This window comes from Citrobacter sp. MGH103, from assembly GCF_001034475.2.
Taxonomy (GTDB): domain Bacteria; phylum Pseudomonadota; class Gammaproteobacteria; order Enterobacterales; family Enterobacteriaceae; genus Citrobacter; species Citrobacter freundii.
Genome location: NZ_CP073043.1, coordinates 4,848,293 through 4,865,639 on the forward strand (window position 1 = coordinate 4,848,293; position 17,347 = coordinate 4,865,639).

General features: G+C 52.9%; 14 protein-coding genes. 5 read left to right on the forward strand and 9 right to left on the reverse strand.

Annotated elements, in window-relative coordinates; all coding sequences use genetic code 11:
- Nucleotides 1–6: 6 nt before the first annotated feature.
- The 5 genes from wzzE to trxA form a co-directional block, all read right to left on the reverse strand.
- Nucleotides 7–1,053, reverse strand: coding sequence for an ECA polysaccharide chain length modulation protein (gene wzzE / locus SK33_RS23340; protein ID WP_032950620.1), 1,047 nt, complete (start codon nt 1,051–1,053; stop codon nt 7–9).
- Between the two features lie 12 nt (nt 1,054–1,065).
- Complete coding sequence (gene wecA, locus SK33_RS23345; protein WP_003017991.1) at nt 1,066–2,169, reverse strand: UDP-N-acetylglucosamine--undecaprenyl-phosphate N-acetylglucosaminephosphotransferase; 1,104 nt, start codon at nt 2,167–2,169, stop codon at nt 1,066–1,068.
- 238 nt (nt 2,170–2,407) lie between these two features.
- On the reverse strand, nt 2,408–3,667 hold the full coding sequence (rho, locus tag SK33_RS23350; RefSeq protein ID WP_002437993.1) for a transcription termination factor Rho: 1,260 nt from the start codon (nt 3,665–3,667) through the stop codon (nt 2,408–2,410).
- Nucleotides 3,668–3,754: 87 nt separating this feature from the next.
- Complete coding sequence (locus tag SK33_RS23355; protein WP_049259789.1) at nt 3,755–3,874, reverse strand: rho operon leader peptide; 120 nt, start codon at nt 3,872–3,874, stop codon at nt 3,755–3,757.
- A 130-nt stretch (nt 3,875–4,004) separates the two neighbouring features.
- On the reverse strand, nt 4,005–4,334 hold the full coding sequence (gene trxA, locus SK33_RS23360; RefSeq protein WP_001280776.1) for a thioredoxin TrxA: 330 nt from the start codon (nt 4,332–4,334) through the stop codon (nt 4,005–4,007).
- Between the two features lie 143 nt (nt 4,335–4,477).
- Between trxA and rhlB the strand changes: the two genes are divergently transcribed.
- On the forward strand, nt 4,478–5,746 hold the full coding sequence (gene rhlB, locus SK33_RS23365; protein ID WP_003017994.1) for an ATP-dependent RNA helicase RhlB: 1,269 nt from the start codon (nt 4,478–4,480) through the stop codon (nt 5,744–5,746).
- A gap of 136 nt (nt 5,747–5,882) precedes the next feature.
- A complete protein-coding gene (gene gppA / locus SK33_RS23370) occupies nt 5,883–7,364 on the forward strand; it encodes a guanosine-5'-triphosphate,3'-diphosphate diphosphatase (RefSeq protein WP_003017996.1) in 1,482 nt (493 codons plus the stop codon).
- A gap of 47 nt (nt 7,365–7,411) precedes the next feature.
- On the opposite strand, the gene rep is transcribed toward gppA, so the two are convergent.
- A complete protein-coding gene (gene rep / locus SK33_RS23375) occupies nt 7,412–9,433 on the reverse strand; it encodes a DNA helicase Rep (protein WP_003829018.1) in 2,022 nt (673 codons plus the stop codon).
- A gap of 84 nt (nt 9,434–9,517) precedes the next feature.
- Here rep and ppiC point away from each other — a divergent pair, with 84 nt between their 5' ends.
- Complete coding sequence (gene ppiC / locus SK33_RS23380) at nt 9,518–9,799, forward strand: peptidylprolyl isomerase PpiC (protein ID WP_003017999.1); 282 nt, start codon at nt 9,518–9,520, stop codon at nt 9,797–9,799.
- 119 nt (nt 9,800–9,918) lie between these two features.
- On the opposite strand, the gene ilvC is transcribed toward ppiC, so the two are convergent.
- Entirely contained in the window at nt 9,919–11,394 is a 1,476-nt protein-coding gene (gene ilvC / locus SK33_RS23385; RefSeq protein WP_003018001.1) for a ketol-acid reductoisomerase, read from the reverse strand.
- Between the two features lie 164 nt (nt 11,395–11,558).
- Between ilvC and ilvY the strand changes: the two genes are divergently transcribed.
- Together ilvY and fabV are read left to right on the forward strand one after the other, a co-directional pair.
- Nucleotides 11,559–12,461, forward strand: coding sequence for an HTH-type transcriptional activator IlvY (gene ilvY, locus SK33_RS23390; RefSeq protein WP_048220135.1), 903 nt, complete (start codon nt 11,559–11,561; stop codon nt 12,459–12,461).
- A gap of 172 nt (nt 12,462–12,633) precedes the next feature.
- Nucleotides 12,634–13,827: an enoyl-ACP reductase FabV gene (fabV, locus tag SK33_RS23395; RefSeq protein WP_048220134.1), complete on the forward strand. Its 1,194-nt coding sequence runs from the start codon at nt 12,634–12,636 to the stop codon at nt 13,825–13,827.
- 63 nt (nt 13,828–13,890) lie between these two features.
- Here the strand turns inward: fabV and ilvA are convergent, their stop codons facing one another.
- Together ilvA and ilvD are read right to left on the reverse strand one after the other, a co-directional pair.
- Nucleotides 13,891–15,435 carry a threonine ammonia-lyase, biosynthetic gene (gene ilvA / locus SK33_RS23400; protein ID WP_048220153.1) on the reverse strand — a complete coding sequence of 515 codons (1,545 nt, stop codon included), beginning with the start codon at nt 15,433–15,435 and terminating at the stop codon, nt 13,891–13,893.
- Nucleotides 15,436–15,440: 5 nt separating this feature from the next.
- Complete coding sequence (ilvD, locus tag SK33_RS23405; RefSeq protein WP_003844609.1) at nt 15,441–17,291, reverse strand: dihydroxy-acid dehydratase; 1,851 nt, start codon at nt 17,289–17,291, stop codon at nt 15,441–15,443.
- Nucleotides 17,292–17,347: the final 56 nt, after the last annotated feature.

Below are 17,347 nucleotides of genomic sequence, written 5' to 3' on the forward strand. Positions count from 1 at the left end.
ATATTGCTAGATCGTGCGGCGGCGGGTTAACGCGACACCAGCACCGATCAGAGCCCCAACGATGCCCCACATAATCATCAGGAAAGCACGACGAGGGCTGTCACGTTTTACCGGTTCTTCCGGCGTACGCAAATAACGATAGGTCTGAAAACGCGGATCCAGAGTTGGCCCAACGTTCAGTGTGTTAAGCATGGCTCGGTTTTGGAAGTAGTCCAGATCGAAATCAGGACCAACAGATTGCAGGTTCTCGAGTCGCGCCTGCAGCATAGGACGTCCAAGCAAGAACAGTTCAGAATCCGGTAATTCCTCAGCAGGAACATCCGTAGAAGTACGCGAAATATTATGCTGTTCAGCAATTTTGAGCGCCTGCTCAATGTTGTGAACACGGCGGGAGAAGAGCGATTTCGCCACTTCTTCCTGGCGTTTAACTTGTGCCTTCATCTGCACGGTGCGTGCAGCCCAGGCTCCCTTTAACTCGTCGTTCAGATGACGCGCAGCACGCTGACTGGCAAACGCAACGTACTGACGCAACAGATTGTTGGCATCAGGTGCCGTCTCGGCAATCAGCTTCACGCTGTCATTGGTATTACGAACCGCATCGCCAGGCATAAACTGAATGTTATTGATCAGTTCATCCAGCATCGCCGCATCGGCTTTGCTGTTACCCACCATACGTTGCTTGTAATAATCAGTCTGCTGCCAGAATTCACGACGCGTATCCCAGGAAGCAAGTTGCATGATGAATTCTTTATAGGCTTCATCCATCACTGACGGCTGATCCGCTGATGCAAGACTGGCCTTGATGTCCAGGTTACGTAAGAACTGCTGCTGAGAGTAATAGCCACCCAACATATTAACCGTTGGCCTGTCTGAAATCGCCGTCGCGCTCCACTCCTGACGAGCAAAAAACGTATAGGCGAGAGCGACTAACGCGAAGGCGAGAGCCATACCGACGATCCACACCTTCCCTGTCCACAAAGTACGAAACAACCCACGGATGTCCAGTTCATTTTCAGCGCTCATGGCATGTTCCCCCGGTAATGGTTGTGTCATCGTACCCTCAATTTATTTGGTTAAGTTTGGTTTACTGTCACGGTTTCTACGCAACTTGCGCTTCCAGCGTTTGATAAATCTCGCCACCTTCCAGGCGCGTTTTATACAGATGTCGTACAGGACAAACGCCAGTAAAAAGAGCACCAACATCACCCATTCCGGGACAATACGAGAATATTCAGCCAACACGCCGATAGAAGCCAGGATCGCAGCAGCCAGCGTAATCAGGACAAAAGCCTGTCGGGAAGTAAACCCGGCGCGCATGATTAAATGGTGAATATGTTGGCGATCCGGGGAGAAAGGGCTCATGCCTTTACGTAAACGGCGATACATAATTGCCACCATATCCATTAACGGAATGGCAATAATCCACAGAGCCGTGACCGGGCTAATAGGATGCGTTGGCCCCTGGGTAGTCTCCAGCAGAATCCAAATCACCGTGAAGCCAATCAACGTACTTCCCGCATCCCCCATAAAGACTTTATAGCGGCGTCCGAGAATCCCCAGGTTCAGCAGGATGTAAGGCAGAATGGCGGCGATCATGGCAAAACACCAGATTGCCAGGCTTGTCTGGCCATCGAACCACAGAATAAGCCCCATCGCTGCGAATGAGACGCTGGATAGCCCACCGAGCAGACCATCGATCCCATCGACCATATTGAAGGCGTTAATCGCCGCCCAGACGGCAAACAGGGTCAGGAAATAACCAAAAGGACCGAGCACCATCTCCCAAGGGCCGAAAATATAGCCAAGGCTTAGCAGATAGAGTTTGCCCACTGACATCATAATGATGCCAATAAGGGCCTGGATGGTCGCGCGGATTTTTACACTGATATCAAAACGATCGTCCAGGGCACCGATAAACACCAGCACACCGGCACAGGCCAGGTAGAGAGTAGCATGCGGGATATAATAATCGGCGATGAGGAAGGTAAAGCAAATGCCTGCGTAAACCGAAATCCCCCCAACCAGCGGAATCAGTCCCTGATGACGTTTACGGAAGTTGGGTTTATCCACCAATCCAATCTTTTTCGCAACCTTGCGGGCAAAGAAAAGAAACAGCGTTGTGAATAAAAAAATACTGATGAGATCAGTACTTGCTGTCAGTAAATTCACTATACATACTCTCAGAGAATATCAATATATGAAGTATAACCATCCAGGCGATTATTCAGAAGAGAAACCCGACTCCATATCAGGTGGTTCTGTATGATTATTAACCACAAAATACGAATTACAACCCTTCGTCACCAGGCGGTATGTCATACCGGATTATTATTATTGTGTCGTTAAGATTACATCCACAAAAGCAAAACGCCACGTAAAAACGTGGCGTTTTCAGATGATGCCCGAATCAGGAACGCTTCATCATATCGAAGAAGTCGTCATTGGTCTTGGTCATCGCCAGTTTGTTAATGAGGAATTCCATTGCGTCGATTTCACCCATAGGATGGATGATTTTGCGCAGGATCCACATTTTCTGCAGCTCTTCCTGGGTGGTGAGCAGCTCTTCTTTACGGGTACCAGAACGGTTGTAGTCGATAGCCGGAAAGACGCGTTTTTCAGCAATCTTACGGGAGAGATGCAGTTCCATGTTGCCGGTACCTTTAAACTCTTCGTAGATAACTTCATCCATTTTAGAGCCGGTATCAATCAGCGCAGTCGCGATGATGGTCAGGCTACCGCCCTCTTCCACGTTACGTGCAGCACCAAAGAAACGCTTCGGACGATGTAGGGCGTTGGCGTCCACACCACCGGTCAGTACTTTACCGGAAGCAGGAACCACGGTGTTATATGCACGTGCCAGACGGGTGATGGAGTCAAGCAGAATGATAACGTCTTTCTTGTGTTCAACCAGACGTTTCGCCTTCTCGATAACCATTTCCGCAACCTGAACATGGCGGGAGGCAGGTTCGTCAAAGGTAGACGCAACCACTTCACCTTTCACCAGACGCTGCATCTCGGTAACTTCTTCCGGACGTTCGTCAATCAGCAGCACCATCAACACGCAGTCAGGATGATTGTATGCAATGCTCTGCGCGATGTTCTGCAGCAGCATGGTTTTACCCGCTTTCGGCGGAGCAACAATCAGGCCACGTTGGCCACGACCGATCGGCGATGCCAGATCCAGTACACGCGCCGTTAAGTCTTCAGTAGAACCGTTACCACGCTCCATACGCAGACGGGAGTTTGCGTGCAGCGGCGTTAAGTTCTCAAAGAGGATTTTGTTACGGGCGTTTTCTGGTTTGTCGTAGTTAACTTCGTTAACTTTCAACAGCGCAAAGTAGCGTTCACCTTCTTTCGGCGGGCGAATCTTACCAGAAATGGTATCACCAGTGCGGAGGTTGAAACGGCGGATTTGGCTGGGAGAAACGTAGATGTCATCAGGACCGGCGAGGTAGGAGCTGTCTGCAGAGCGGAGGAAACCAAATCCATCCTGCAATATCTCCAGCACACCGTCACCAAAGATATCTTCGCCACTCTTTGCGTGCTGCTTCAGGATGGCAAAAATAATGTCCTGCTTGCGCATACGAGCCAGGTTTTCAAGGCCCATATTTTCGCCGAGAGTGATCAGCTCAGAAACCGGCGTATTCTTTAATTCGGTAAGATTCATAATGGTGTGAGTTCTTAAACTTGGGGTAAATCTCGAACTTAATGTTGTGAATGGTATGGCAGGGTCATCCATGCCTGTTTACGGCCATCAACTCATGTCTGTTCGCTGTCTGGTCACAGGAAAGTACGCAGAACTGAAACGACAAGACGGATTGAGTGACAAGCCAGGAATCTGTCCACTTCTCGCGCGAGAAACAACGGGAAGTATTGGATATAACTAGATTCAAACTTAATAAGGTATGTTTAATACGAAGTCAACACTAACTTAGCACGACTCAAGTCGGGCGTCCAGTCATCCGAATCATTTCGAAGTATGGTCGCCCGATCATGAGACTTCCTTACGCTAAATTAGCGTCGAGGAATTCTTTCAACTGACCTTTAGACAGCGCGCCGACTTTTGTCGCCGCAACTTCGCCGTTTTTAAACAGCAACAGGGTCGGGATGCCACGGATACCATACTTCGGCGCGGTGCCTGGGTTTTGGTCAATGTTCAATTTAGCAACCGTCAGTTTGCCCTGATATTCGTCAGCGATTTCATCCAGAATCGGAGCGATCATTTTGCACGGACCGCACCACTCTGCCCAGAAATCAACGAGGATTGCTCCGTCCGCTTTGAGTACATCCGTGTCAAAACTGTCGTCAGTCAGGTGAATAATTTTATCGCTCATAATAACTCCACAGGAATAAGCCTGGTGCATTGGTGTAGCATTAATCAACGACGTGTTGATGTAGCATTAACCAACTAAAGGTTGACTTTATTTCACCGGATACGCTTTCGTAAAGCAATAGTAAGCTGATATTCTACCACACTATGAGCAAAACACATTTAACAGAACAGAAGTTTTCCGACTTCGCCCTGCACCCAAAGGTGATAGAAGCCCTTGAAAACAAAGGCTTTCATAACTGTACGCCCATTCAGGCCCTCGCGCTGCCGCTAACGCTGGCTGGTCGTGATGTTGCCGGGCAGGCGCAAACCGGTACCGGAAAAACGATGGCGTTCCTGACGTCAACGTTTCATTATCTTCTCTCTCATCCCGCGATTGCCGATCGCAAGGTGAACCAACCGCGTGCGTTAATTATGGCGCCAACGCGTGAGTTAGCCGTGCAGATCCACGCCGATGCCGAGCCGCTGGCACAGACCACTGGTCTGAAATTAGGCCTGGCGTATGGCGGCGACGGTTACGATAAACAGCTGAAAGTGCTGGAAAGCGGCGTCGATATTCTTATCGGCACGACCGGTCGTCTTATCGACTATGCAAAACAGAACCACATTAATCTGGGCGCGATTCAGGTCGTGGTGCTGGATGAAGCCGATCGTATGTACGATCTGGGCTTTATTAAAGATATCCGTTGGCTGTTCCGTCGTATGCCGCCAACCACCCAACGTCTGAATATGCTGTTTTCTGCAACCCTCTCTTATCGCGTTCGCGAACTGGCGTTCGAACAAATGAATAACGCTGAGTACGTTGAAGTCGAACCGGAACAGAAAACTGGCCATCGCATTAAAGAAGAGCTCTTCTACCCCTCCAACGAAGAGAAAATGCGTTTGCTGCAAACGCTGATTGAAGAAGAGTGGCCAGATCGCGCCATTGTTTTTGCTAACACCAAGCATCGTTGTGAAGATATCTGGGGCAGCCTTGCTGCAGACGGCCATCGTGTCGGTCTGCTGACCGGTGACGTGGCGCAGAAAAAACGTCTGCGAATCCTCGATGAATTCACCCGTGGCGATATCGACATTCTCGTTGCGACGGATGTTGCTGCACGTGGTCTGCATATCCCAGCCGTAACGCACGTATTTAACTATGACCTGCCGGATGACTGTGAAGATTACGTTCACCGTATCGGTCGTACCGGTCGTGCTGGTGCAAGCGGTCACTCTATCAGCCTCGCTTGTGAAGAGTACGCGCTGAATTTACCCGCAATCGAGACCTATATCGGCCACTCGATTCCGGTCAGCAAATATAACCCGGATGCGCTGATGACCGATCTGCCGAAGCCGTTGCGCTTAACGCGCCCGCGCACAGGCAATGGCCCACGCCGTACCGGTGGTGCTCCGCGTAATCGTCGTCGTTCAGGTTAAGAAAAGTTATGCCATACACAAAATCATTCAGCCTGTATCAAGGCGGCAAGAAAACGAATCCTGATGAACCTACTTTAGTAAGTGATTCGGGTGAGAGAACGCAGCCAACACAGATACAGGTTGAAGGATGAAGTGTATGAATTCTACTTCGCTGTATGCGGCAATCGATCTCGGATCAAATAGTTTTCATATGCTGGTTGTACGCGAGGTGGCAGGAAGCATCCAGACGCTCACTCGTATCAAACGCAAAGTGCGTCTGGCTGCTGGACTCAACGGTGACAACGAGCTCTCTGTTGAAGCAATGGAGCGCGGCTGGCAATGTTTGCGCCTGTTTGCAGAACGTCTGCAGGATATCCCGCATCCACAAATCCGCGTGGTCGCCACGGCAACATTACGCATTGCCGTAAATGCCGATGTGTTTATTGCTAAAGCGCAAGAGATCCTCGGCTGCCCTGTCCAGGTGATTAGCGGTGAAGAAGAAGCGCGCCTGATTTATCAAGGTGTGGCCCACACTACCGGCGGTGCAGATCAGCGTCTGGTCGTCGACATTGGCGGGGCCAGCACTGAACTGGTTACCGGTTCTGGCGCGCAAACCACTTCCCTGTTCAGCCTGTCAATGGGCTGCGTCACCTGGCTCGAACGCTATTTTACCGATCGTAATCTGGCACAGGAAAACTTTGACGAGGCCGAGAAAGCCGCTCGCGAAGTTCTGCGCCCGGTCGCCGACAAACTGCGTTTTCATGGCTGGAAAGTTTGCGTTGGTGCCTCTGGCACCGTCCAGGCGTTGCAGGAAATCATGATGGCGCAGGGCATGGATGAGCGCATTACGCTGGCCAAACTTCAGCAGCTTAAGCAGCGTGCCATTCACTGCGGTCGTCTGGAAGAGCTGGAGATCGAAGGGTTAACGCTGGAACGTGCGCTGGTTTTCCCCAGCGGGCTGGCCATTCTGATTGCTATTTTCACCGAACTGAACATTCAATGCATGACCCTGGCCGGAGGCGCATTACGTGAAGGTCTGGTCTACGGTATGCTGCATCTGGCGGTGGATCAGGATATTCGTAGCCGCACATTACGCAATATCCAGCGTCGCTTTATGGTCGATACAGAGCAAGCACATCGCGTTGCCAATTTAGCGACTAAATTTCTCGATCAGGTAGAAAAAAAGTGGCATCTTGAACCGATTAGCCGCGAATTACTGATTAGTGCCTGTCAGCTGCATGAAATTGGCCTAAGCGTTGATTTTAAACAGGCACCACAGCATGCCGCTTATCTGGTGCGCAATCTCGATCTCCCGGGTTTTACCCCTGCGCAAAAGAAACTGCTAGCGACGCTGTTACTCAACCAGACCAATCCCGTCGATCTCTCTTCGCTCCACCAGCAAAACGCAGTGCCGCCGCGCATCGCGGAGCATCTTTGTCGTTTGCTACGCCTGGCGATCATCTTCGCCAGTCGTCGCCGTGACGATCTTGTGCCGGAAATTCAATTGGATGCAAGAAACGAGCACCTGACGGTCACTCTACCAGAAGGCTGGCTGGAACATCATCCGCTGGGTAAAGAGTTAATCGATCAGGAAAGCCAGTGGCAAAGCTATGTCCATTGGCCGCTGGACGTTCATTAGATGTTGGTTGCCGGATAGTGCTTACACATATCCGGCCCATAAAATACCTACTTCGCTTTAGCTTTCGCCATCATTGCCCGAATATTAGCGATGCTGGCCTGACCTTTTTGCATCCGTTCCTCTGCGCTCACCACTTTTCGCTCTTGCTCCCAGATAACGTCATCCTGTGGCAGCTCCAGAAGGAAACGACTCGGTTCCGGACGCACCAGCTCACCATACTGACGACGCTCTTTACATAGCGTGAAGATGAGCTCTTTTTGTGCACGCGTAATCCCTACATAAGCCAGACGACGTTCTTCGTCGATATTGTCTTCATCGATACTGCTCTGGTGCGGCAAAAATCCTTCTTCCATTCCCACCATAAACACGTATGGGAACTCCAGCCCTTTTGAGGCATGCAGTGTCATTAATTGCACCTGATCCAGCTCTTCTTCACTCTCTCCACGTTCCATCATGTCGCGTAGGGTAAAGCGGGTAACAACCTGGGTCAGGGTCATTGGCTCTTCCAGCTCACTGCCTTCCAGCATCTCCGTCATCCAACTGAACAGCGTATTGACGTTTTTCATACGCATTTCAGCCGCTTTCGGGCTCGGCGAGGTTTCATACAGCCAGGATTCGTAATCAATACCGTGGATAAGATCGCGCACAGCGGCAACCGGCTCACGCTCCGCCAGACGCTGAATTTCCCCCAGCCAGTGCGTAAAGCGAGTCAGAGAATCATACCCGCGCCCGGTCAGTGTCTGGCTAAGCCCCATATCAAAGCTGGCGGTAAACAGGCTTTTATTACGTGTCATCGCCCATTCCCCCAACTTTTGCAGCGTGGCCGGGCCGATTTCACGTTTTGGCGTATTTACGATACGCAAAAATGCGCTATCGTCATCCGGGTTGCTCAGCACGCGCAGATAGGCCAGCAGATCTTTAATCTCCGGACGCGAGAAGAACGACGTTCCGCCGGAAATTTTGTACGGGATACGGTTCTGCATTAGAAACTTTTCGAACACGCGCGACTGATGATTACCGCGATACAGGATGGCGTAGTCTTTATACTGCGTCTTGTTCACAAAATGATGGGCAATTAATTCCCCGGTCACGCGTTCCGCTTCGTGCTCTTCATTATTGGCACTCAGTACCTTCAGTTCAGCACCGTAACCCAACTCGGAAAAGAGTCGCTTTTCAAAGACGTGTGGATTGTTCGCAATAAGGATGTTCGCCGCCTTCAGGATGCGACCTGATGAACGGTAGTTTTGCTCCAGCTTCACCACCTGCAAAGCCGGAAAATCTTTGCTTAACAGTACCAGGTTCTGTGGACGGGCGCCGCGCCAGGAGTAGATCGACTGATCGTCATCGCCCACGACGGTAAAGCGCGCGCGTTTACCTACCAGCAACTTCACCAGCTCGTACTGGCTGGTGTTGGTATCCTGATATTCATCCACCAGCAGGTAGCGGATTCTGTTTTGCCAGCGCTCACGCACTTCTTCATTGCGCTGTAGCAGCAGCGTGGGAAGCAGGATCAGATCGTCAAAATCGAGGACGTTACACGCCTTCATATGCGCGTCATACAGACCATAGCAGTGGGCAAAAATACGATCGCGCTCGCCCTTGGCGCTGGCTGCCGCCTGTGCCGGAGTCATCAGATCGTTTTTCCAGTTGGAGATCGTCGAGATCAACTGCTGGAGGATAAGCTTATCGTCTTCGATTAGCCCTTCGGTCAGTTCCTTGAGCAAGGCCACCTGGTCAGTATCGTCAAACAACGAGAAGTTAGACTTCATCCCCAGCGCCGCATATTCACGCTTAATGATATCCAGTCCCAGGGTGTGGAAGGTGGAGATCATCAACCCACGCGCCTCTTTACGACCCAGCGTTTGCGCCACGCGCTCTTTCATCTCGCGCGCAGCCTTATTGGTAAAGGTCACGGCTGCAATATGGCGTGCCTGATAACCACATTCACGGATCAGATGGGCGATTTTGTTGGTGATAACACGCGTCTTGCCGGAACCCGCTCCCGCCAGCACCAGGCAAGGTCCGGTGACGAATTCGACGGCTTGTTGTTGTCCGGGGTTCAAACGCATAAAGGGTCACTCATGAAAGTCGGGAGGGGAGAATAACAGCGTGGTAGTATAGCCAGCCTTAACCACCCCACTCAAGGCACGATCATGGCAAAAACAGCAGCAGCAGTGCATATCCTTGTTAAAGAAGAGAAACTGGCACTGGATCTTCTGGAACAGATTAAAAACGGCGCAGACTTCGGCAAACTGGCGAAGAAACACTCTATCTGCCCATCAGGCAAACGCGGCGGTGATTTAGGTGAATTCCGTCAGGGCCAGATGGTTCCGGCGTTCGATAAAGTCGTCTTCTCCTGCCCGGTGCTGGAGCCGACCGGCCCGCTGCATACCCAGTTCGGTTATCACATCATTAAGGTGCTGTACCGTAACTAATAAAAAATCCCGGAGCGTTCAGGCACCGGGATTTTTTTGCCGGATGGCGGCTACGCCTTATCCGGCCTACATCTGCTGTGCGTAGGTCGGGTAAGCGCAAGCGCCACCCGACATCCTATTTAGCCAGCAACGGCAATGCGTTTCATATCGGTCATGTAACCGCGCAGTTTCTTACCAACCTGCTCGATAGCGTGGCTACGGATTGCTTCGTTCACGTCGCGCAGCTGCGCGTTGTCTACCGCACCTTCGGCAATCGCTTTGCCCAGGTCGCCGGTCTGCAGGGTGGTCATGAACTCTTTCAGCAGCGGTACGCAAGCGTAAGAGAACAGGTAGTTGCCGTATTCTGCGGTATCGGAGATAACCACGTTCATTTCGTACAGACGCTTACGGGCGATGGTATTCGCGATCAGCGGCAGCTCGTGCAGTGATTCGTAGTACGCAGATTCTTCGATGATGCCGGAATCCACCATGGTTTCGAACGCCAGCTCAACGCCCGCTTTCACCATCGCAATCATCAGAACGCCTTTATCGAAGTACTCCTGCTCACCGATTTTACCTTCAAACTGCGGGGCGGTTTCGAACGCGGTTTTACCGGTCTCTTCACGCCAGGTCAGCAGTTTCTTATCGTCGTTAGCCCAGTCAGCCATCATGCCGGAAGAGAATTCGCCGGAAATGATGTCGTCCATGTGTTTCTGGAACAGCGGCGCCATAATCTCTTTCAGCTGTTCGGACAGCGCATAAGCACGCAGTTTCGCCGGGTTAGACAGACGGTCCATCATCAGGGTGATGCCGCCCTGCTTCAGCGCTTCGGTGATGGTTTCCCAGCCGAACTGAATCAGTTTTTCAGCATATGCCGGGTCAGTACCTTCTTCCACCAGCTTATCGAAGCACAGCAGAGAACCGGCTTGCAGCATACCGCACAGGATAGTCTGCTCACCCATCAGATCAGATTTCACTTCCGCAACGAAGGAGGACTCCAGCACGCCCGCACGGTGACCGCCGGTGGCCGCAGCCCAGGCTTTAGCAATCGCCATACCTTCGCCTTTCGGATCGTTTTCCGGGTGAACGGCGATCAGGGTCGGTACACCGAAGCCACGTTTGTACTCTTCACGAACTTCAGTACCCGGGCACTTCGGTGCCACCATCACAACGGTGATGTCTTTACGGATCTGCTCGCCCACTTCGACGATGTTGAAGCCGTGTGAATAGCCCAGCGCCGCGCCATCTTTCATCAGCGGTTGTACCGAACGTACAACGTCGGAGTGCTGCTTGTCTGGCGTCAGGTTAACCACCAGGTCAGCCTGCGGGATCAGCTCTTCGTAGGTACCCACTTTGAAGCCGTTTTCGGTCGCTTTACGCCAGGAAGCACGCTTCTCAGCAATGGCTTCTTTACGCAGTGCGTAGGAGATATCCAGACCGGAGTCACGCATGTTCAGGCCCTGGTTCAGACCCTGAGCGCCACAGCCGACGATGACCACTTTTTTACCCTGAAGGTAGCTCGCACCATCGGCGAATTCGTCGCGGCCCATAAAGCGACATTTACCCAGCTGTGCCAGCTGCTGGCGCAGGTTCAGTGTATTAAAGTAGTTAGCCATGATGGTGTACTCCGTGATGTTGTGTTGTGGTGCTTATTATTCGGTTCGCAGATTTGTATTTGCGAGATTGAATCCACATTACAACAGGAAATTTATTGCGGAAATTGATATATTCACAACATCACGTTGCAATTTATGCAACGTAGAAAATCGGAGGCTCGTCTGTGGATTTACGCGATCTGAAAATGTTCCTGCATTTGGCTGAAAGTCGCCACTTTGGCCGCAGCGCACGGGCAATGCACGTCAGCCCCTCCACGCTTTCGCGCCAGATTCAGCGCCTGGAAGAAGATCTCGGCCAGCCGCTGTTTGTGCGCGATAACCGTACGGTCACGCTGACCGAAGCGGGCGAAGAGCTGCGCGTATTCGCCCAGCAGACGCTGCTGCAATACCAGCAGTTGCGCCACACCCTCGATCAGCAAGGACCGTCACTGTCAGGCGAGTTACATATCTTCTGCTCCGTCACCGCCGCGTACAGCCACCTGCCACCGATACTTGATCGCTTCCGCGCTGAACACCCGTCGGTTGAAATCAAGCTCACCACCGGCGATGCCGCCGATGCGATGGACAAAGTGGTCACTGGTGAAGCCGATCTGGCGATTGCCGGTAAGCCCGAGACACTGCCCGGCGCGGTAGCGTTCTCGATGCTGGAGAATCTGACGGTGGTGCTGATCGCCCCGGCGCTGCCCTGCCCGGTGCGTAATCAGGTTTCCGTCGAGAAACCCGACTGGTCGACGGTGCCGTTTATCATGGCCGACCAGGGGCCGGTCCGCCGCCGCATTGAGCTGTGGTTCCGCCGTCACAAAATCAGCAACCCATCGATTTACGCTACGGTAGGCGGTCATGAAGCGATGGTCTCAATGGTGGCGCTGGGCTGCGGCGTGGCGCTGCTGCCGGAAGTGGTGCTGGAAAACAGCCCAGAGCCGGTACGTAACCGCGTGATGATTTTAGAACGCAGCGACGAGAAAATGCCGTTCGAGCTCGGCGTCTGCGCGCCGAAAAAGCGGCTGCATGAACCGCTGATCGACGCGTTCTGGAAGATTGTTCTGGAACGTAAATCTGCCGAGTAGCGCCAGCGTCAGGCCTAAAATCAGTGGTAGATTCAGTATTGGCGCTCCTTTTCTGTATAATGTCGTGATCCATTGTAGTGGGGGGCTTGTTAACCATCGCGTTAAGCAGGCCAGAACAGACGGTGTCATTGCGCACTTGACAGCGAAAATACAAACTTAATTAGCCATCATTATGATAATCAAACCAAAAATTCGTGGATTCATCTGTACAACGACCCATCCGACTGGCTGCAAAGTCAACGTGGAAAAGCAGATCGAGTATGTTAAGCAGAACGGGAAAATAGAGAACGGCCCGTCCCGCGTGCTGGTGATCGGTGCTTCCACCGGTTACGGTCTGGCTTCCAGAATTTCTGCCGCCTTTGGCAGCGGAGCCGCCACTATCGGCGTATTTTTCGAAAAACCGGGCACGGATACCAAACCGGGCTCCGCGGGCTGGTATAACTCTGCCGCTTTCGATGAAGCAGCTAAGCGTGAAGGTCTGTACGCCAAAAGCATCAACGGCGATGCGTTCTCTGACGAATGCCGTGATGAAGTGATCAAACTGATAAAAGAAGACCTGGGTCAGATTGACCTGGTCGTTTATTCACTGGCTTCCCCAGTGCGTAAAATGCCGAAAACCGGTGAAATCGTCCGTTCTGCGCTGAAGCCAATCGGTGAGGTTTACACTTCTAAAGCGATCGATACCAACAAAGATCAGATCATCACCGCCAGCATTGAGCCGGCAACCGAAGAAGAAGTGCAGAACACCGTTACCGTAATGGGCGGCGAGGACTGGGAACTGTGGATGGGCGCGCTGAGCGAAGCGGGCGTGCTGGCTGACGGAGTGAAAACCGTAGCCTACTCCTACATCGGTACCGACCTGACCTGGCCAATCTACTGGCACGGCGCGCTGGGCAAAGCGAAAGAAGACCTTGATCGCGCCGCGGGCGAACTGCGTAACCAGCTGGCTCCGCTGAACGGTTCCGCGAACGTTGCCGTACTGAAATCCGTTATCACTCAGGCGTCTTCCGCCATTCCAGTGATGCCGCTGTACATCTCCATGGTCTTCAAGCTGATGAAAGCACAGGGGATTCATGAAGGTTGTATCGAGCAAATCAACCGTCTGATGACCACCAGCCTGTACGGTGACAAAGTGGCGCTTGATGACAACCAGCGTATCCGTATGGATGACTGGGAACTGCGTGATGACATTCAGCAGGCATGTCGCGACCTGTGGCCGCTGATCACCACCGAAAACCTGGCGCAAGAAACCGATTATGCAGGCTACAAGCAGGAATTCCTGAACCTGTTCGGTTTTGGTCTCGACGGCGTGGACTACGACGCTGACGTGAACACCGAAGTCGAATTCGACGTTATCACGCTGTAATCTGCTGATACAGTAGCAAAAAGGGTTCATGTTTTTACATGAACCCTTTTTTAATGGCTGTTGTTAACCCGCAAGGAAGAACCTGAACGCTGGGTTATGCGTTTCATCGTGACAGTCATAACCCAGTTCATTTAGCCGCGTTTCAAAATCAGGCTCGTGTTCCCCCAACTCAAACGCCGCCAGTACGCGACCATAGTCGGTACCGTGACTGCGATAGTGGAACAATGAAATATTCCAGTGCGTCCCCAGGGTATGCAGAAATTTGAGCAACGCCCCCGGCGATTCAGGAAATTCGAAGCTGTAGAGACGTTCCTGTAAGGGTTTCGACGGACGTCCACCGACCATATAGCGCACGTGTAGCTTCGCCATCTCGTCATCAGACAGATCCACCACGCTGTAGCCGCCCTCGTTGAGCAGTTGCAGGATTTCCTTACGCTCTTCCAGCCCACGGCTCAGGCGTACACCGACAAAAATGCAGGCGTCTTTCGCATCGGCAAAGCGGTAGTTAAACTCCGTTACCGAACGGCCACCCAACAGCTGGCAGAACTTCAGGAAACTTCCCTTCTCTTCCGGGATGGTCACCGCCAGCAGGGCTTCACGTTGTTCCCCCAGCTCGCAACGTTCGGAAACGTAGCGCAAGCCGTGGAAGTTAACGTTCGCACCGGACAACACGTGCGCCAGACGTTCACCGCGAATATTGTGCTGGGCGATGTATTTTTTCATCCCCGCCAGCGCCAGCGCCCCGGAAGGCTCAGCCACCGCACGTACATCCTCGAACAGGTCTTTCATTGCCGCACAAATAGCATCGCTATCGACAGTGATAATATCGTCGAGATATTCCTGGCACAGACGGAAGGTTTCATCGCCAATACGTTTCACCGCTACGCCTTCGGCAAAGAGACCCACACGCGGCAGATCCACCGGATGACCGGCAACCAGCGCCGCCTTCAGGCAGGCCGAATCTTCCGCTTCCACGGCAATCACTTTGATTTGCGGCATCAGCTGTTTAATCAGCACCGCAACACCTGCCGCTAATCCGCCACCACCAACAGGCACGAATACGCGATCGAGATGAGCGTCCTGCTGGAGCAGCTCCAGCGCCAGCGTGCCCTGCCCGGCAATCACCATCGGATGATCAAACGGTGGAACCCAGGTAAAACCCTGCTGCTGTGACAGTTCAATCGCTTTGGCTTTGGCTTCATCAAAATTCGCGCCGTGCAACAGCACTTCTCCGCCGAAGCCGCGAACGGCATCGACTTTGATATCGGCGGTAGCCGTTGGCATGACAATCAGCGCCTTCACGCCTAATCGCGCAGAAGAGAACGCGACACCCTGAGCATGATTACCCGCCGATGCGGTGATGACCCCATGCGCTTTTTGCTCTTCGGTCAAGCCCGCCATCATGGCATAGGCACCGCGTAGCTTGAAACTGTGAACGGGTTGACGGTCTTCGCGCTTCACCAGAATGACGTTATCGAGGCGCGAAGAGAGCTTTTCCATTTTCTGTAGCGGCGTTACCTGTGCCGCTTCGTATACCGGCGCACGCAGTACCGCTCTGAGATACTCAGCGCCTTCAGGAGCACCGGATAGAGGTTGTGAATCCGCCATGGTCATTATCCCCCGAGCTTCGACTTATCGCGCACCGCACCTTTGTCGGCACTGGTTGCCAGGCTGGCGTAGGCGCGCAGTGCAAAGGAGACCTGACGTTGACGATCTTTTGGCGTCCAGGCTTTGTCACCGCGAGCTTCCTGCGCTTCACGGCGCGCAGCGATTTCCGCATCACTCAGTTGCAGTTGAATGCCACGATTCGGGATATCGATGGCAATCATGTCACCATCTTCGATAATCGCGATATTACCGCCGCTGGCCGCTTCCGGAGAAACGTGACCGATGGAAAGCCCCGAAGTACCGCCGGAGAAACGACCATCGGTAATCAGCGCACAAGCCTTGCCGAGGCCCATCGATTTCAGGAAGGTGGTTGGGTAGAGCATTTCCTGCATGCCTGGCCCGCCTTTCGGCCCTTCATAGCGAATGACAACCACGTCGCCAGCCACCACTTTACCACCGAGGATTGCTTCAACCGCATCGTCCTGGCTTTCATACACTTTTGCCGGGCCGGTGAATTTCAGGATACTGTCATCCACGCCTGCAGTTTTTACGATACAGCCGTTTTCCGCAAAGTTACCGTACAGGACAGCCAGACCGCCATCTTTGCTGTAAGCATGTTCCAGCGAGCGGATGCAGCCTTCAGCGCGGTCGTCATCCAGCGTATCCCAACGGCAGTCCTGCGAGAACGCCTGGGTGGTACGGATGCCCGCCGGTCCGGCGCGGAACATTTTTTTCACCGCGTCGTCTTTGGTCAACATCACGTCATACCGATCAAGCGTTTGCGGCAGAGTCAGACCCAGCACGTTTTTCACGTCGCGGTTCAGCAGTCCGGCACGATCCAGTTCGCCTAAAATACCCAGTACGCCGCCTGCGCGGTGCACGTCTTCCATATGGTATTTCTGCGTGCTCGGCGCAACTTTACACAGCTGTGGGACTTTGCGGGACAGCTTGTCGATATCACTCATGGTGAAGTCGATTTCCGCTTCCTGCGCTGCCGCCAGCAGGTGCAGAACGGTGTTGGTGGAGCCGCCCATGGCGATATCCAACGTCATGGCATTCTCAAACGCCGCCTTGCTGGCAATGTTGCGCGGCAGGGCGGAGGCATCATCCTGCTCGTAATAGCGTTTGGTCAGCTCGACGATGCGTTTACCCGCGTTAAGGAACAGCGTTTTACGGTCGGCGTGAGTCGCCAACAGCGAACCGTTACCCGGCTGCGACAGGCCCAGCGCTTCGGTCAGGCAGTTCATCGAGTTGGCGGTGAACATGCCGGAACAGGAGCCGCAGGTTGGACAGGCGGAACGTTCAACCTGCTCGCTTTGTGAGTCGGAGACTTTCGGGTCAGCGCCCTGAATCATGGCATCAACCAAGTCGAGCTTGATGATTTGGTCAGAGAGCTTGGTTTTCCCGGCTTCCATCGGACCGCCGGAAACAAAGATCACCGGAATATTCAGGCGCAAAGAGGCCATTAACATCCCAGGGGTGATTTTGTCGCAGTTAGAGATACAGACCATCGCATCGGCGCAGTGGGCGTTAACCATGTACTCCACTGAATCGGCGATCAGCTCGCGCGACGGCAGTGAATACAGCATGCCACCGTGCCCCATGGCGATACCATCATCCACAGCAATGGTGTTGAACTCTTTCGCCACGCCGCCTGAGGCTTCGATTTGTTCGGCAACCAGTTTACCGAGATCGCGCAGGTGGACGTGACCCGGCACAAACTGGGTAAAAGAGTTCACCACAGCGATAATCGGTTTACCGAAATCATCATCGGTCATCCCGGTGGCGCGCCACAGTGCGCGGGCACCCGCCATATTGCGGCCGTGGGTGGTGGTAGCAGAACGATACTTAGGCATGCTTGATTAACTCCCGTCTGTCTAATAATTGGGACGGTGCGTGCCGTCCCAAATTT

What these genes read in the sequence shown, in the direction of transcription:
- wzzE (WP_032950620.1), bottom strand. Translation starts at nt 1,053, where the DNA reads ATGACACAACCATTACCGGGGGAACATGCCATGAGCGCTGAAAATGAA.
- ilvC (WP_003018001.1), bottom strand. Translation starts at nt 11,394, where the DNA reads ATGGCTAACTACTTTAATACACTGAACCTGCGCCAGCAGCTGGCACAG.
- rho (WP_002437993.1), bottom strand. Translation starts at nt 3,667, where the DNA reads ATGAATCTTACCGAATTAAAGAATACGCCGGTTTCTGAGCTGATCACT.
- ilvD (WP_003844609.1), bottom strand. Translation starts at nt 17,291, where the DNA reads ATGCCTAAGTATCGTTCTGCTACCACCACCCACGGCCGCAATATGGCG.
- ppiC (WP_003017999.1), top strand. Translation starts at nt 9,518, where the DNA reads ATGGCAAAAACAGCAGCAGCAGTGCATATCCTTGTTAAAGAAGAGAAA.
- fabV (WP_048220134.1), top strand. Translation starts at nt 12,634, where the DNA reads ATGATAATCAAACCAAAAATTCGTGGATTCATCTGTACAACGACCCAT.
- ilvA (WP_048220153.1), bottom strand. Translation starts at nt 15,435, where the DNA reads ATGGCGGATTCACAACCTCTATCCGGTGCTCCTGAAGGCGCTGAGTAT.
- gppA (WP_003017996.1), top strand. Translation starts at nt 5,883, where the DNA reads ATGAATTCTACTTCGCTGTATGCGGCAATCGATCTCGGATCAAATAGT.
- trxA (WP_001280776.1), bottom strand. Translation starts at nt 4,334, where the DNA reads ATGAGCGATAAAATTATTCACCTGACTGACGACAGTTTTGACACGGAT.
- rhlB (WP_003017994.1), top strand. Translation starts at nt 4,478, where the DNA reads ATGAGCAAAACACATTTAACAGAACAGAAGTTTTCCGACTTCGCCCTG.
- rep (WP_003829018.1), bottom strand. Translation starts at nt 9,433, where the DNA reads ATGCGTTTGAACCCCGGACAACAACAAGCCGTCGAATTCGTCACCGGA.